This is a genomic window from Acidothermus cellulolyticus 11B, from assembly GCF_000015025.1.
Lineage (GTDB): Bacteria > Actinomycetota > Actinomycetes > Acidothermales > Acidothermaceae > Acidothermus > Acidothermus cellulolyticus.
The window spans coordinates 301,906-316,669 of sequence record NC_008578.1 but is presented as its reverse complement, the minus strand read 5'-3'; the positions used below and the strand labels follow the sequence as shown (position 1 = coordinate 316,669).

Here is a 14,764-nt window from a genome sequence, read left to right as displayed (position 1 = left end):
CTAAGACTCGGCCTGCTTGGCGCGCAGGGCCTCAGCGAGCCGGGCGACCTGAGCGAGCGGCGCCTGGAACAGTCCCGCGGCACGGGCGAGGACAGCGTTCGCGGCACCGGCCACCTTGGCGAGGAGCACCTCGCGGGACTCCAGGTCCGCGAGCGCCGCCACCTCGGCGGCCGACAGAAGCTTGCCCTCCAGAATGCCACCCTTGATCACCAAGGCGTTGTTGGCGCGGGCGAAGTCACGCAGGCTCTTGGCGGCCTTGACCGGATCGCCGCGGACGAACGCAACCGCGGACGGGCCTTGCAACAGGGGTTCCAATTCGGTGAGACCGGCATTGCGCACGGCGAGCTTCGACAGCGTGTTCTTGACAACGGTGTACTCGGCGTCACCGTTGAGCGCACGGCGCAATTCGTTGAGCTGCGCCACGCTCAGGCCTCGGTACTCGGTGAGCACGGCCGCCGTGGACGACGCAAAGCGGTCCGTCAGTTCGGCGACGAGCTGCACCTTCTCTGGCCGCGGCATGAGCCCTCCTTCCATCCGGCCCGCAAAGAAAACGCCCCGGCGCGCAGCGCACGGGGCGGTGGGAGCCATGCCGGCTCTTCGCACTCCTCGGCGCCTGCGCGGGCCGCCGCCTACGCGGACCTTCGGGTCGTCCTGATGACGACCGACCAGCGGTCTTCGGCGTCCATAAGGTTACGGGGTGCCACCCGGCCGGTCAAAGCCGGGTTCGGCCGTGGTGGGTCAGGCGGCTGCAGTCTCCTCGGCGAGGAGGTTGCGGACCCGGTTCGGATCGACCGGGATCCCCGGACCCATCGTCGTCGAGATGGTGACCTTCTTCAGGTACCGGCCCTTCGCCGTCGGCGGCTTGAGTCGGAGCACCTCGTCGAGTGCGGCGGCGTAATTCTCCACCAGCTGCTGCTCGGTGAAGTCGGTCTTCCCGATCACGAGGTGGAGATTGGCCTGCCGGTCAACCCGAAACTCGATCTTCCCGCTCTTGATGTCGGCAACGGCCTTGGCGACGTCGTTGGTGACCGTGCCGGTCTTCGGGTTCGGCATGAGCCCACGCGGTCCGAGTATCCGGCCGAGGCGACCCACCTTGCCCATCAAGTCCGGGGTGGCGACGACGGCGTCGAAGTCGAGGAACCCGTTCGCCACTTGCTCGATCAGCTCATCGGCGCCGACGTAGTCCGCGCCGGCGGCCCGCGCTTCCTCGGCCCGTTCCGCGGTGGCGAAGACGAGGACGCGCGGGGTCTTGCCGGTGCCATGCGGCAGGTTCACCGTTCCGCGCACCATCTGATCCGCCTTGCGGGGATCCACGCCTAGCCGCATCGCGACCTCCACGGTCGCGGGCACCCGCATGGTGTTGGTCTGTTTGGCCAGCCGCATCGCCTCCAGCGGCGAGTACAGCTTGGTGCGGTCAACGAGTTGAGCCGCAGCCCGGTATTTCTTTCCGCGTTTCATGGCTTCCTCCGAAGGTCGTGGTCCAGCGGGCCGGCCGGCCCTCCCACTCACCGTCTGTCACGGTGCAACTCATTCGGTGATAGTCGCGTTGTCACATCCTCGATCGCGTCGCCGCGCCGTCAATCAACTCGCCGCGTCTTCAGCTCGCCGCCTCTTCAGCTCGCCGCGTCTTCAGTCGGTGATTGTCACGCCCATTGAGCGAGCCGTGCCAGCGATGATCTTCTCGGCTGCTTCGACGTCGTGCGCGTTGAGGTCCGGCAGCTTGGTCTGCGCGATCTGCCGCAATTGCTCGCGGGTCAGGGTGGCGACCTTTGTGCGGTGCGGCGCAGCGGAGCCTTTCTCAATTCCCGCCGCCTTCTTGATCAGCTCGGCGGCCGGCGGCGTCTTGGTGACGAAGGTGAAGGAGCGGTCCTCGTAGACGGTGATCTCAACCGGTACGACGTTGCCGCGTTGCGACTCGGTGGCCGCGTTGTACTGCTTGCAGAACTCCATGATGTTGACGCCGTGCTGGCCGAGCGCTGGACCGATCGGCGGCGCAGGCGTCGCCTGTCCGGCGTTGATTTGCAGCTTGATGACCGCAGTGATCTTCTTCTTCGGTGGCATGGTCATCCCCTCGACCGGCGTCTACGAGCGTCCCAAGGATAGAGCATCGGACGCCCGCCCTGCCTCGCGGGCCGCCAGCCGGCCGGCGTCCGGAACAGGTCAGATCTTGGCGACCTGGTTGAACGACAATTCGACCGGTGTCTCCCGACCGAAAATCGAGACGAGCACCTTGAGCTTCTGCTGATCCGGGTTGATCTCGCTGATCGTGGCCGGCAGGGTCGCAAACGGCCCGTCCATCACCGTCACCGATTCGCCGACCTCGAAATCCACAATCTTTGGCGTGGCGGCGGCTGCGGCCTCCTTGCGGGACTTCACGGCCGGCGCGAGGAAGCGGAGCACCTCGTCAAGGGTGAGCGGCGCCGGCTTGGACGCGCTCGGGCCGACGAACCCGGTCACCGCCGGCGTATAGCGGACAGCCGCCCATGACTCGTCGGTGAGCTCCATCCGGACGAGAACGTAACCGGGGAAGATGTTCCGCTTGACGATCTGCCGCTTGCCGTTCTTGATTTCGACGACTTCTTCCTGGGGGACTTCCACCTGGTAGATGTAGTCCTCCATGTTCAGCGACTGGATGCGGTTCTCCAGGTTCGCCTTCGCGCGGTTCTCGTATCCGGCGTAGGTGTGGACGACGTACCACTGCCCCGGGGCGTCCCGCAGTTGGCGGCGCAACGCCTCGACGGGGTCTTCCTCGGTGTCCGTCACGTTCTCGGCCGGCGCTTCGGCGTCCGCAGGCCGCGCTTCGTCGACGGCGGCGTTGGCACGGGACGACTTCGACGTACGACTCACGGGACCGTCACTTTCTCCCTCAATGTCTCGCGGCGCGAACGGAATCCGGTGAACCGCCCACCGGTCGGCTTCCCATTCTGCCGGGTCGTCCGCGGATCAGCCAAAAATCTTCAGGACCGCCCAGTTCGCGCCGTAGTCCAACCCCGCCACGATGGCGATCATTACGACGGCGAAGACCACCGTCACGATCGTGTAGGTAACGAGCTCGCGCCTGGTCGGCCAGATGACCTTGCGCATCTCGGCCACGATCTGCCGGTACCAGACGCCGATCCGCTCGAAGACGTTGCGGTCGGACGCCGCCCGCTCCGGACGCCGGCGCGCTGCTGCCGACGGTGTCGTCTCCGCCACGGGTTGCCTCACTTCGTCGCTCGGTCCTTGCAGGGCAGGAGGGACTCGAACCCCCAACCACCGGTTTTGGAGACCGGGACTCTGCCAATTGAGCTACTGCCCTACACCGGCGAATCCGGCGAGATTCGCTCGGCGTGCACAGTGTACGTGCCGAAGGCTGTCGCCGGCGAGGGGATACCGCGGGCCCGGGCGGCGGCGCGTCCCCACGACGTGCTATGCCGGCCGTACCCCTGCGATGGGTCGGTGACCCCTCCCACGACCAGACGTGCCGGTCGTACCCCTGCGATGGGCCGGTGACCCCTCCCCCCGACCGGCCGTGCCGGCCGCGACCTGGCGATGGGCCGGGAGCCGGAGAATCGGGCCGTGAAAAGATGAGACCATGCCCGCCCGTATCTCCCGCCGTATTGCGGCAATTTCCGAATCCGCAACCCTCGCGGTGGACGCCAAGGCCAAGGCTCTCCGGGCCGCCGGCCGACCGGTGATCGGCTTCGGGGCCGGTGAACCGGACTTCCCCACCCCCGAGCACATCGTCGAAGCGGCTGTCGCGGCAGCCCGCGATCCGCGGAATCACCGGTACACGCCGACCGCGGGACTGCCCGAGCTGCGGGAAGCCATCGCGGCCAAGACGCAGCGCGACAGCGGTCTGAGCGTGGATCCGGCGCAGGTGCTGGTGACCAACGGCGGCAAGCAGGCGGTGTATCAGGCCATCGCCACGGTCATCGATGTCGGCGACGAGGTGCTTCTCCCGGCGCCGTACTGGACGACCTACCCAGAAGCGATCAAACTCGCCGGTGGGATCGTGGTGGAAGTTCCCACCGACGAGACGACCGGGTACCGGGCCGACGTCGCAACGCTCGAGACCTATCGCACCAAGCGGACCAAGGCGCTGCTGTTCTGTTCCCCGTCCAACCCGACCGGCGCGGTGTACCCGCCGGAGGAGGTGGCGGCGATCGGCCGATGGGCGGCCGAGCACGGCATCTGGGTGATCACAGACGAGATTTACGAGCACCTCGTCTACGGGGACGCCGTCTTCAGCTCGATGCCGGTGCTCGTTCCCGAGATCGCCGATCGCTGCGTCGTGCTCAACGGCGTCGCCAAGACCTACGCGATGACCGGGTGGCGGGTTGGATGGATGATCGGCCCATCCGATGTCATCAAGGCTGCGACGAATTTGCAGTCCCACTTGTCGTCGAACGTGGCCAACGTCTCCCAGCGGGCGGCGCTTGCCGCGGTGAGCGGCGACCTCACCGCGGTGGCCCGGATGCGGGACGCCTTTGACCGCAGGCGGCGGACCATCGTCCGGATGCTCGGTGAGATTCCCGGTGTGCGCTGCCCGGAGCCGCTTGGGGCGTTTTACGCGTACCCGTCGGTGAAAGAGCTGCTCGGACGGCGGATTCGCGGACGCCGGCCGCAGAATTCCGCGGAATTAGCGGAACTGCTGCTGGACGAAGCCGAGGTTGCGGTCGTGCCTGGTGAGGCGTTCGGTACGCCGGGTTACCTGCGGTTGTCGTACGCACTGGCCGATGACGACCTGGTTGAGGGAGTCTCGCGAATCGCCAAAGTGCTCGGCGAAGCCGAATAGGCGAACAGCAACCAGCGGCGGCGCAGGCCAACACGGCTTGTGCGATTGTCGGCTGCACAGCAAGACGGTCGGAAATACTGTATTTCCTGGCTCAGAGTCGGACGCCGACCAACCGGGGTTCGACGTCCAGCAGAATTCCGAATTTCTCCTGAACCGCCGCCCGGATGCGGCGCGCCAATTCCAGGAGGTCCGCCGTGCTTCCGCCGCGGTTCACCAGCGCGAGCGCGTGCTTGCTGGAAATTCCGACGCCGTCCAAGCGGTGTCCTTTGGCGAAACCGGCTTGTTCGATGAGCCAGGCGGCCGGGATTTTCACCAGCCCCGGAGCATGGGCCGGAAAACGCGGCGCCTCGGGAGGCGCCTGGGAGTCCGGGACAATGGGATTGGTGAAAAACGATCCCGCGCTCACCGTGTCCGGGTCACCCGGGTCGAGCAGCATTCCTTTGGCGGCCCGTAATTCGAGCACAGCGTTGCGGACGGCGTCCACCGGAGCGCAGTCTCCCAGCGGAACGCCGAGGGCATCGGCAAGCTGCTGATAGCGGATCGGCGTCGACAAACGGCTGCGCCGCAGCGAAAGCCGGACGGTGAGCACGACGTATCGGTCGTCGTTTTTCAGGATGCTGTGCCGGTAACCGAATCGGCACTCTGACCCGGCCAACCACCGCACCCGGCGTGCCAGCCGGTCGTAGACGCGGACGCCGACACAGACATCGGCGATTTCCGCCCCGTACGCGCCGACGTTCTGAACCGGCGTGGCCCCGGCAAGTCCGGGAATTCCGGAGAGGCATTCCAATCCCGCGCACCCTTCGGCGATGGCCGCGGTGACGACGTCGTCCCACACCTGACCGGCCGCGATATCGACCAGCAGCCGGTCGCCGTCGCTTGACCAGCGGATGCCGCGGAATGCGACCCGCAGCACGGTTCCCGGGAAGCCCGCGTCGGCAACCACGAGGTTGCTGCCGGCACCGATGACGAGCAGCGGCTCGCCGTTGTCGTCGGCCTGGCGGATCTCGTCGAGCAGCTCGGCCTCGTCGTGGGCGTCAACGAACCGCGCGGCCGGACCGCCGAGACGCAACGTGGTGCACTCGGCGAGGCAGACCGGGGGGTCGAGCACGGGCACGCGCGCAGCGTACCCGCCGGCACCGGGCGGCCGCGACCGGCGTGCAGACGCCGTCGGCGCGGGTTCAAATGACCGCGGGGATGACGCCGACGGTGCAGGGAGTGCGACCGGCGCGCGGGATGCGATGAGCGCGGGGTCAGCAGCCGAGGTCAAGGAAGGCGCCGTAGTCACGCAGCGCCACCGCCCACGGTTCGTCCACTTCGCCGAGCTGGAGGGCGGCGACGACGTTTGCCAGCATCCCGGCGGCAAAGAACGCGACCATCCGCTCCGGCGGAGCACCCGTCACACGCTGCACCTGCTCGTACAGCATGCGGAAGCCGTCACGGACGCAGTCCCGGACGACGGGATCGTCGCAGGCGGCATAGGTATGCAGTTGCACCAGAAGAGTCTCGCGGTCGGCGAGCAGTTCGTCGTAGCTGCGCCCCAGCGCCTGCAAGGCCTCGTCGCCGCTCAGGCCGCGGGTCGCGGCGGCGAAGGCGGCCGACACGTTGGCAAAACAGCGCCGGACAGCGGCAAGGAAAAGCTCGCGTTTACTGCCGAAGAGGCGGAACAGATACGGCTGCGAAATTCCCGCGCGGACGGCGATCGCTTCGGTGGAGGTTCCGGCCAACCCGCCGCGGGCAAATTCAGCGAGCGCGGCGGCAAGCACCTGCTCTCGTCGCTGATCCGCGCTCATCCGCCCAGCACGGCCGTCGCGGGGAGTCGAACCTTCGAGGGCAGGAAGTGACGCCATGACAGCAAGTTAGTGGTCGCTCACTAGCGCGTCAATGACTTCGCGTGCGATGGGAAAGAGGGCGGGCTGTTGGGCGCGGCTGACGTCGGGTGCGGGCGACGTGCGCCCAGGCAGGGACGCACATCCGCGGTCGGGCGCAGGTGGGGAAGCGGGCCGGCGACCGCGGGTCGACGACGTCAGCCGCCGCTTTGAGATCCGCGAGCGGCAAGGCGGACGACCGCCCGGGCCATGCCGAGAACCTTGACGTCGCCGCAGGTGGCCGTCAGATCGACGCGAACCGCCCGGCCGTCCAATTTCTCCGCTACCACGCCGGTCACCTCGACGGCGACGCCCTCGTCGTCGTCCGGCACCACCACCGGATGGGTGAACCGCACCGCAAAGTCGGTCACCGCCCCGGGGTCACCTGCCCAGTCGGTGACCGCGCGTCCGGCGAGTGCCATGGTCAGCATGCCGTGTGCGATGACACCGGGAAGCCCGACCCTTCGGGCGATCCGGTCACTCCAGTGAATCGGGTTGGTATCACCGGAGGCGCCGGCGTACCGGATGAGATCAGCTCGGGTGATGACGAACCGCCGGGGCGGGATCGGCGTACCGACGTCGACCGCGTCGGGGCTTGGCGGTGGACCGGCCGTCGCGGGTGTCACCGGGCCTCCGTCCGCTGCCGGACCGCGGGCGTCGCCGGCTGCCGTCGTCGTCCGGTTGGTGGTCGCGCCGCCGGTCGCCTCGGTTGTCACGCCGACTCCCGGATGACGAGCGTCGTGTACGCCGCGCCTACCGGTTGCCGGGCGGCGTCCGTGATGTCACTGCGGGTGGTGAGGATCGTGTTGCCGGCGACGGCCCGGGCGCGTTCGACCGTGACCGTCACGTGCAGCACGTCCCCCGCGTAGATCGGGCGGTTGAGCGTGAACCGCTGGTCGCCGTGGACGACCGAGGCGAAATCGAGACCGAGATCACGTACGAGCTGTTCGGAGGCCGGGAGGGTGGCGACGATCGCGAAGGTGGGTGGTGCGACGAGGTCAGGATGGCCGAGAGACTGGGCGGCTGCGACGTCGTGGTACGCGGGGTGCCGGTCGCCGATCGCGGCGGCGAATTCCCGAATCTTGCTGCGGCTCACCTCGTACGGAAAGTCGGGCGCGAAGCTCCGCCCCACGAGGTCGGCCGCCGGCATGGCTGTCGATCAGCGTGTCTCGCGGTGCACCTGGTGCTTGTTGCAGTGCGGGCAGTATTTCTTGAGCTCCAGGCGGTCCGGGTCGTTGCGCCGGTTCTTCCGGGTGATGTAGTTGCGGTGCTTGCACTCCTGACACGCCAAAGTGATCTTCGGCCGGATGTCGGTCTTTGCGGCCACCTCGCGTGCCCTTCTTCTCGGAAACCTCACCCGCCGTCCGGCTGGGACGGCGACTCACACAGCCCACCCAGGATAGCCCGGACGCCTGGACCCGGCGGACCATGCCGGGACCCGCTGCAGGCCGGCCCCCAGGATAGCCCGGGAGGCTGACCGGCTGCCGGCCCGCGGACCAGTCCTGGGCGGTCGCGTCGTAGCGGAGACGGGATTTGAACCCGTGACACAGCGATTATGAGCCGCTTGCTCTACCAGGCTGAGCTACTCCGCCGCGATCCGTGGAGCCCCCTTACGGAATCGAACCGTAGACCTTCTCCTTACCATGGAGACGCTCTGCCGACTGAGCTAAGGGGGCGTTGCAAGACCGACACTTTACCCCAGATTCGCCGCGCGACGTTCGCCTACCCGCCAGCCGGCCGGACCACGGGCGGACGGTGGGTGACGGACGGCGATGAGAGGGACCGGCGGAGAACGGCGGGGACCGGCGCCCGGCGGGCCGTCGCGGAGCGGCCCGGACGACGACGAGGCGGCGGCCCGGACGACGGGTCGGGCGGACGGCGGGCTGTCGCGGAGCGGCCCGGACGACGAGAGGCGGCGGCCCGGGCGGACGGCGGTGCAGTGACCGGGTGGCGGTGCTGCAACACCGCGATCAGCGATCCGCGGCACTCCGCGAATGCCAGAGGACCACATGCGGTGACCCCGCGAACGCGCCGTCCGCGATTTGGTCGACGGGTTGACATCCTGAAATGTCGGAATTCAAGCCCCCAGCCGCAGATAAAAAGTCAGCGGAATTTTGAAAACAGCCGGATACTTCCGGCCAGGTACGTCACAGCGAACAGCGCGTACACCAATCTCACGGCCTCGCTAAACGCGCCGAAGTACGCCCACCTACGCCGAAGTACGCCCGCACAAAGGACGGAATCTGCAGGTACGCCGCGCTTACGGATAAAGAACACCGCCGTCCCGATTCGAACGCACCCCGACGCACCGATCACGCCGACGCGTCAACGACGCGCCGCACCCAGCGCACCGGTCATAACACCCCAACCGCACCAACACCCCGAGGCGTCAGCGTGGTGGCAGGTCCAGGATTCGAACCTGGGTAGGCGTTCGCCGACGGTTTTACAGACCGCTCCCTTTGGCCACTCGGGCAACCTGCCAGCCGGACGGCTCGCCGTCCTCGGATTGCGAGAATAGCGCAGGCCGCACAGCCGCCGCGAGGCCACCGGGAGGGAGCACCAACGTGCCGGAGTCATCGTTCGATGTGGTGAGCAAGGCCGACCGGCAGGAGGTCGACAACGCGCTCAACCAGACCGCCAAGAAGATCGCGCAGCGCTTCGACTTCAAGGACACCGGGGCGCAGATTCGCTGGTCCGGCGACCTCGGCGTCGAAATCCGCGCGAACAGCGCCGACCGCACCCTGGCGGTGCTCGACGTCTTCAAAGAGATGCTGATCAAGCGGGGGGTGTCGCTGAAGTTCCTCGACGTCGGCGAACCGAAACCATCCGGCAAGGAGTTCCGCCTCGCAGTGACGATCAAGCAGGGTATTCCGACCGAGACGGCACGCCGGCTCATCACGCTCATCAAGGACGAGGGGCCGCGCGGCGTCCACGCTCAGATCCAGGGCGATCAGCTCCGCGTCTCCAGTAAGAAGAAGGACGACCTGCAGGCCGTCATCGCCCTGCTCAAAGCCAAAGACCTCGACATCGCCCTCCAGTTCACCAACTACCGTTAGCCCCGATCACGTGTTCCTGCTCGGCATCCTCCTCGCCCTCGGCACCGCGGTCACCACCGGGACGGCGTCCATCCTGCAAGCCCTCGCCGTCCGCGCCGACCGAGCCGGATCCCCTCTGCGCGCCGTCATCGCCCCCCAATACCTCGCCGGCACCGCCCTCGACCTCCTCGGCTTCGTCTGCATGGTGGGTGCCCTGCGCTGGCTCCCGCTCTTCCTCGTCCAGTGCGCCGCGACCGCAAGTGTCGGCGTCACCGCCCTGTTGAGCCGACCGGTCTTCAAGACGCGGCTGCGTCCCGGCAGCGCAGCCGCGCTCACCACCCTCACCGTCGGCCTCATCCTGCTCGCCGCCGGCGCCCGTCCCGGTCCCGCCGCCCCGACTCCGCGGGCCACCCAAGGATGGTTCGCCCTGGCCGCTGCAGTTCTCCTCATCGCCGCCGCCCTCCTGCTCGGGATGCGGCGCGCACCCGCCGGTCTGCTCGCCGGAACAGCGGGTCTTGCCTTCGCCGCCACCGGCATCGCCGCCCGGATGCTCTCCGGCGTCCACACCCTCGGCGCCGCGCTCACCTCGCTGCCGGCGTACGTGCTCATCGCATCCGGCGCGATGGGCATGCTGCTCTTCGCCGCTGCATTACGGCATGCGGCGGTCACCCTTGTCACCGCGGTCGTCTTCGCCGTCGAAACACTCACCGCCTCGGCGGTCGGTCTCGCGGTGCTCGGCGACGAAACCCGCCGCGGATTCGTCGTCCCGACAGCGATCGGATTCGTCGTCGCCCTCGGCAGCGCGATCACCCTGACGCGGGACGCCGCCGCCGACGGACCGCACGGCACGCCAGTGGATCAAGCGGCTCGGTGACGCGCCGTACGATGGGAAGCGACAGTCGCCGGTAGGCGGCAAGGAGGTTAGGGGTGCCCACCAAGGAAGTCCGCCAAGTCGATCGCGTCATCATCCGATTCGCGGGCGACTCCGGCGATGGAATGCAACTCACCGGCGACCGGTTCACGTCGGAGACCGCTGAATTCGGCAACGACCTGTCGACCCTGCCGAATTTCCCCGCGGAAATCCGCGCGCCGGCCGGCACCCTGCCGGGCGTGTCGTCGTTCCAGGTGCACTTCGCCGACCACGACATCATGACCCCCGGCGACGCGCCGAATGTGCTCGTCGCGATGAACCCGGCGGCGCTCAAAGCAAACGTCAAGGATCTGCCGCGCGGCGCGCAGATCATCGTCAATTCCGACGAATTCACCCCGCGCGCATGCCAGCGGGTGGGGTACACCAGCAATCCGCTGGACGACGGTTCACTCGCCGACTACCGGGTCACCGCGATTCCGCTCACGTCGATGACGGTCGAAGCGCTCAAAGACTTCGACATCTCGAAGAAGGACGCCGAGCGGGCGAAGAACATGTTCGCGCTCGGGCTGCTGTCGTGGATGTACCACCGGCCGACCGAATCCACCCTGGCGTTCCTGGAGAAGAAGTTCGCCAAGAACCCGGAAATCGCCAAGGCGAATATCGCCGCGTTTCAAGCCGGATACCACTTCGGCGAGACAACCGAACTGTTCGCCGTCTCGTACGAAGTCAAACCGGCGGCTTTGCAGCCTGGCACGTACCGCAACATTTCCGGGAATTTGGCCCTCGCCTACGGGCTCATCGCAGCGTCCAAGGCCACCGGGATGCCGCTCTTCCTCGGCTCGTACCCCATCACACCGGCGTCCGACATCCTGCACGAACTCGCCAAGCACAAGAACTTCGGTGTGCGCACCTTCCAAGCCGAGGACGAAATCGCCGGAGTGACCGCGGCGATCGGCGCATCGTTCGGCGGATCGCTCGGGGTGACGACGACCTCGGGTCCCGGCGTTGCGTTGAAGAGTGAGGCGATCGGCCTTGCCGTGATGCTGGAACTGCCGCTCATCATTTGTGACATCCAGCGCGGCGGTCCGTCCACCGGCCTCCCCACCAAAACCGAGCAGGCCGATCTGCTGCAGGCAATGTTCGGCCGCAACGGGGAAGCGCCGGTGGCCATCGTCGCACCACGGTCGCCGTGCGATTGCTTCGCGATGGCCATCGAAGCCGCCCGCATTGCGACCAAGTACCGCACCCCGGTGTTCCTGCTCTCCGACGGGTACCTCGCGAACGGATCCGAACCGTGGCTGCTGCCTGACGTGTCGCAACTCCCCGACCTGCGGGTGGATTTCGCCACCGAACCCAACCACGTGGCCGAGGACGGAAGCCGCCACTTCTGGCCGTACGTGCGGGATCCGGAGACTCTTGCCCGGGCATGGGCGCTCCCCGGCACGCCCGGTCTCGAACACCGGATCGGCGGATTGGAGAAATCCGACGGATCCGGCGCGATTTCCTACGACCCCGAGAATCACGACCGGATGGTCCGGCTCCGCCAGGCGAAAATCGACGGCATCGCCCGGGACATTCCCCCGCTCGAGGTGGACGATCCGGACGGCGAGGCCGAACTCCTCGTGCTGGGGTGGGGATCCACCTACGGCCCGATCGGTGCCGCCTGCCGCCGGGTACGGGCGAACGGGCTGCGGGTGGCACAGGCACACCTGCGTTATCTCAACCCGTTCCCGGCGAACACCGGCGAGGTGCTCGCCCGTTACCGCAAGGTCCTCATCCCCGAGATGAACCTCGGCCAGCTCGCGCTCCTCATCCGGGGGAAGTTCCTCGTCGACGCCATCTCCTACGACCGGGTCCGCGGACTCCCCTTCAAGGCCGCGGAACTCGCCGACGTCATCACCGCGACGATCGAAAGCATGCAGCAATGACACTGAAGAACGCCGCAGCAGCAGCCGCCAACGGGTCACCCCGCGCCGAACGGACCAGCGGACTCGCCACGGTGCCCGTCGGCACGGCGACCCTTGCCGCCAAGGACTTCAAATCCGACCAGGAGGTGCGGTGGTGCCCCGGTTGCGGTGACTACGCCATCCTGGCCGCCGTCCAAGGATTTCTCCCCGAGCTCGGCGTGCCCCGGGAGAACATCGTCTTCATTTCCGGCATTGGATGTTCCTCCCGCTTCCCGTACTACGTCGAGACGTACGGCATGCACTCCATCCACGGCCGTGCGCCGGCGATTGCCACCGGTCTTGCGGTAACCCGCCCGGATCTCGCGGTCTTCGTCGTCACCGGGGACGGCGACGCGCTCTCGATCGGCGGAAACCATCTCATTCATGCGCTGCGCCGTAACATCAACCTGACGATCCTGCTGTTCAACAACCGGATTTACGGGTTGACGAAAGGCCAGTACTCGCCGACGTCCGAGCTTGGAAAAATCACGAAATCCACGCCGATGGGCTCGCTGGACTTCCCGTTCAATCCGGTCTCCCTCGCCCTCGGCGCGGAAGCGACCTTCGTCGCCCGCACCATTGACTCCGACCGCAAACACCTCACCGAGGTCCTCCGCGCGGCGGTCAACCACCGCGGCGCGTCGTTCGTTGAGATTTACCAGAACTGCAACATCTTCAACGACAACGCGTTCGAAGTCCTCAAAGCACCGGACACCCGCGACGACTACCTCATCCGGTTGGAGCACGGCGCTCTGATCCGATTCGGTAGGAACGGCGCGAAGGGCATCCGCTGGTCCGACCACGGCACGCTGGAAGTCTGCGATGGCGACGACCCCCGGGTGATCGTCCATGATGCGCACACACCCGACCCCGTGCTGGCCTTCGCCCTCTCCCGACTCGCACAACCCGACCTGGCAATGACCCCGATCGGCGTCTTCCGGGACGTGGGCCGGCCCGTGTACGAGGACATGCTCAGCGACCAGATTGAACGGGCGGTCGCGACGCAAGGACCGGGCGATCTGGCTGCCCTGATCGCCGGCGGGGACACCTGGACGATCCGGTGACCGACGAGGACCGTACGCCGGACGGGCCGGCGTCCGGACCACCCGGACCCGACGTCGGGGCCGCATTTCCCGGCGTCGGCCCGGCGTCTCCCGCCAGGCAAACTCCGGCGTCTCCCGCCAGGCAAACTCCGGCGTCCTCCGGCGGACAATATCCGGCGGATGGCGGTTCCGCCGGCTGGTCCAAACCGGCGTGGGCCTCACCCTCACCTGCGTGGCGGCCGGACGATACCGCAAGCCAAACCGGCGGCGCAGAGCCGCGCGCGTTCGACGGTTACGGCACGTGGCCGACCGGGTGGGCGGCCGGTTCCTTCGGCGCGAGCGACCAGACCGGACCGCCGCTCGACACCCTCGCCTCGCCGTCGCCGCCGCGCCGGCCGCTGATGCTCATCTTCGCCGTCGTCGCTGCTCTCATCGTCGTCGCTGCGGCTGCTTTCGCCTTCGTCGCCAATCACCACTCCCACAGCACCGCGCACCCTGCGCCGTCGGCTCAGGGCACACCACCGGCTCAGCAACCCGGCGGCACGACAGCGCCGTCCGCGCCGCCCACCACGCCGGCTCAGGTGACAACCGGACCGTTGGACGGCTACCTGCTCCCGGCATCAGCAATCGGACCGGATGTGCGGATCGTCCTCATCCCCGGCGGACGGGACGCGGTGACCCAGCCGACACTCGATTTCTGCAATTACTCGTACACCAGTGAGCGCAAGCGAACCCAACGCGTGCAAGTGCGTTATGAAGGCGGAGCAGTCGCGGTAAGCGAAGAATTCGTCAAATACCAACCGGGGGCGACCCAACTTGCCGCCGCCGAATTGCAGAAGGCGATCGCGACCTGTCCGCCGAGTTTCCGGGACGGCAACGAGACGGTGACGCAGATCACTCACGTCACCGGCGTCACCGGATTGGCGAATAACGCGACGGTGCTTACGTTCGCCGCGCGGTACGCCGACCTCGGTGCTGCGATCTCACTCTGGACAACCGCCGTGTATCAATTCGACGGCGATTACTTCGCCGGCGTGTACGTGTACGGCTCGGACCGGCAGGCCGTGCAGAACGAGGCGATCCAACTCGGGCAGAAAGCCACTGTTTACCTGCGGGAAGCCGCCGCCGGGAAACCAGGCACCGGCGGCGGGCCGATCCTCAGCCCGCCAAGCAGTTCCCCGTCCACCCCCGGCAGTCAGGTCTAGCTCGGCGGGCGGGTAGTCA

At 67.5% G+C, this 14,764-nt stretch carries 16 protein-coding genes and 4 tRNA genes; 6 read left to right on the top strand and 14 right to left on the bottom strand.

Annotation, left to right across the window (positions count from 1 at the left end):
• The 6 genes from rplJ to ACEL_RS01530 form a co-directional block, all read right to left on the bottom strand.
• Complete coding sequence (gene rplJ, locus ACEL_RS01555) at window positions 1–519, bottom strand: 50S ribosomal protein L10 (RefSeq protein WP_011719134.1); 519 nt, start codon at window positions 517–519, stop codon at window positions 1–3.
• Window positions 520–738: 219 nt separating this feature from the next.
• Window positions 739–1,458, bottom strand: coding sequence for a 50S ribosomal protein L1 (gene rplA / locus ACEL_RS01550; RefSeq protein ID WP_011719133.1), 720 nt, complete (start codon window positions 1,456–1,458; stop codon window positions 739–741).
• A gap of 171 nt (window positions 1,459–1,629) precedes the next feature.
• Complete coding sequence (gene rplK, locus ACEL_RS01545; RefSeq protein ID WP_011719132.1) at window positions 1,630–2,061, bottom strand: 50S ribosomal protein L11; 432 nt, start codon at window positions 2,059–2,061, stop codon at window positions 1,630–1,632.
• Between the two features lie 99 nt (window positions 2,062–2,160).
• Complete coding sequence (gene nusG / locus ACEL_RS01540) at window positions 2,161–2,892, bottom strand: transcription termination/antitermination protein NusG (protein ID WP_148204495.1); 732 nt, start codon at window positions 2,890–2,892, stop codon at window positions 2,161–2,163.
• A gap of 51 nt (window positions 2,893–2,943) precedes the next feature.
• Window positions 2,944–3,195 (bottom strand): preprotein translocase subunit SecE, encoded by a 252-nt coding sequence (gene secE, locus ACEL_RS01535; protein WP_041834866.1) that lies wholly within the window; start codon window positions 3,193–3,195, stop codon window positions 2,944–2,946.
• A 30-nt stretch (window positions 3,196–3,225) separates the two neighbouring features.
• A tRNA-Trp gene (locus ACEL_RS01530) sits at window positions 3,226–3,298 on the bottom strand.
• Between the two features lie 276 nt (window positions 3,299–3,574).
• Between ACEL_RS01530 and ACEL_RS01525 the strand changes: the two genes are divergently transcribed.
• Window positions 3,575–4,777, top strand: coding sequence for a pyridoxal phosphate-dependent aminotransferase (locus ACEL_RS01525; RefSeq protein WP_011719129.1), 1,203 nt, complete (start codon window positions 3,575–3,577; stop codon window positions 4,775–4,777).
• A 91-nt stretch (window positions 4,778–4,868) separates the two neighbouring features.
• On the opposite strand, the gene ACEL_RS01520 is transcribed toward ACEL_RS01525, so the two are convergent.
• The 8 genes from ACEL_RS01520 to ACEL_RS01485 form a co-directional block, all read right to left on the bottom strand.
• Window positions 4,869–5,894, bottom strand: coding sequence for a UDP-N-acetylmuramate dehydrogenase (locus tag ACEL_RS01520; protein ID WP_011719128.1), 1,026 nt, complete (start codon window positions 5,892–5,894; stop codon window positions 4,869–4,871).
• A gap of 136 nt (window positions 5,895–6,030) precedes the next feature.
• Window positions 6,031–6,627, bottom strand: coding sequence for a TetR/AcrR family transcriptional regulator (locus ACEL_RS01515; protein ID WP_011719127.1), 597 nt, complete (start codon window positions 6,625–6,627; stop codon window positions 6,031–6,033).
• Between the two features lie 176 nt (window positions 6,628–6,803).
• On the bottom strand, window positions 6,804–7,271 hold the full coding sequence (locus ACEL_RS01510; RefSeq protein ID WP_011719126.1) for a MaoC family dehydratase: 468 nt from the start codon (window positions 7,269–7,271) through the stop codon (window positions 6,804–6,806).
• Between the two features lie 86 nt (window positions 7,272–7,357).
• Window positions 7,358–7,795: an FAS1-like dehydratase domain-containing protein gene (locus ACEL_RS01505; RefSeq protein ID WP_011719125.1), complete on the bottom strand. Its 438-nt coding sequence runs from the start codon at window positions 7,793–7,795 to the stop codon at window positions 7,358–7,360.
• Window positions 7,796–7,804: 9 nt separating this feature from the next.
• Entirely contained in the window at window positions 7,805–7,972 is a 168-nt protein-coding gene (gene rpmG, locus ACEL_RS01500) for a 50S ribosomal protein L33 (RefSeq protein ID WP_011719124.1), read from the bottom strand.
• A 191-nt stretch (window positions 7,973–8,163) separates the two neighbouring features.
• Window positions 8,164–8,237 (bottom strand) — tRNA-Met (locus ACEL_RS01495).
• Window positions 8,238–8,245: 8 nt separating this feature from the next.
• Window positions 8,246–8,321, bottom strand: a tRNA-Thr gene (locus tag ACEL_RS01490).
• A gap of 719 nt (window positions 8,322–9,040) precedes the next feature.
• A tRNA-Tyr gene (locus tag ACEL_RS01485) sits at window positions 9,041–9,126 on the bottom strand.
• Between the two features lie 83 nt (window positions 9,127–9,209).
• On the opposite strand from ACEL_RS01485, the gene ACEL_RS01480 reads away from it, so the two are divergent.
• Genes ACEL_RS01480 through ACEL_RS01460 form a run of 5 tightly spaced genes read left to right on the top strand, consistent with a single transcriptional unit; the run spans window position 9,210 to window position 14,745 of the window.
• Window positions 9,210–9,701, top strand: coding sequence for a YajQ family cyclic di-GMP-binding protein (locus ACEL_RS01480; protein ID WP_011719123.1), 492 nt, complete (start codon window positions 9,210–9,212; stop codon window positions 9,699–9,701).
• Window positions 9,702–9,711: 10 nt separating this feature from the next.
• Complete coding sequence (locus tag ACEL_RS01475; protein WP_011719122.1) at window positions 9,712–10,554, top strand: hypothetical protein; 843 nt, start codon at window positions 9,712–9,714, stop codon at window positions 10,552–10,554.
• A 53-nt stretch (window positions 10,555–10,607) separates the two neighbouring features.
• A complete protein-coding gene (locus ACEL_RS01470; protein WP_011719121.1) occupies window positions 10,608–12,479 on the top strand; it encodes a 2-oxoacid:acceptor oxidoreductase subunit alpha in 1,872 nt (623 codons plus the stop codon).
• Window positions 12,476–13,561, top strand: coding sequence for a 2-oxoacid:ferredoxin oxidoreductase subunit beta (locus ACEL_RS01465; protein ID WP_011719120.1), 1,086 nt, complete (start codon window positions 12,476–12,478; stop codon window positions 13,559–13,561). The genes ACEL_RS01470 and ACEL_RS01465 overlap by 4 nt, the downstream gene beginning before the upstream one ends.
• Window positions 13,558–14,745 (top strand): hypothetical protein, encoded by a 1,188-nt coding sequence (locus ACEL_RS01460; protein ID WP_011719119.1) that lies wholly within the window; start codon window positions 13,558–13,560, stop codon window positions 14,743–14,745. Before ACEL_RS01465 ends, ACEL_RS01460 begins: the two co-directional genes overlap by 4 nt.
• Window positions 14,746–14,764: the final 19 nt, after the last annotated feature.

Coding starts and splice junctions, on each gene's coding strand:
- ACEL_RS01525 (WP_011719129.1), top strand. CDS start 3,575: ATGCCCGCCCGTATCTCCCGCCGTATTGCGGCAATTTCCGAATCCGCA.
- rplA (WP_011719133.1), bottom strand. CDS start 1,458: ATGAAACGCGGAAAGAAATACCGGGCTGCGGCTCAACTCGTTGACCGC.
- rplJ (WP_011719134.1), bottom strand. CDS start 519: ATGCCGCGGCCAGAGAAGGTGCAGCTCGTCGCCGAACTGACGGACCGC.
- ACEL_RS01515 (WP_011719127.1), bottom strand. CDS start 6,627: ATGGCGTCACTTCCTGCCCTCGAAGGTTCGACTCCCCGCGACGGCCGT.
- rplK (WP_011719132.1), bottom strand. CDS start 2,061: ATGCCACCGAAGAAGAAGATCACTGCGGTCATCAAGCTGCAAATCAAC.
- ACEL_RS01465 (WP_011719120.1), top strand. CDS start 12,476: ATGACACTGAAGAACGCCGCAGCAGCAGCCGCCAACGGGTCACCCCGC.
- ACEL_RS01505 (WP_011719125.1), bottom strand. CDS start 7,795: ATGCCGGCGGCCGACCTCGTGGGGCGGAGCTTCGCGCCCGACTTTCCG.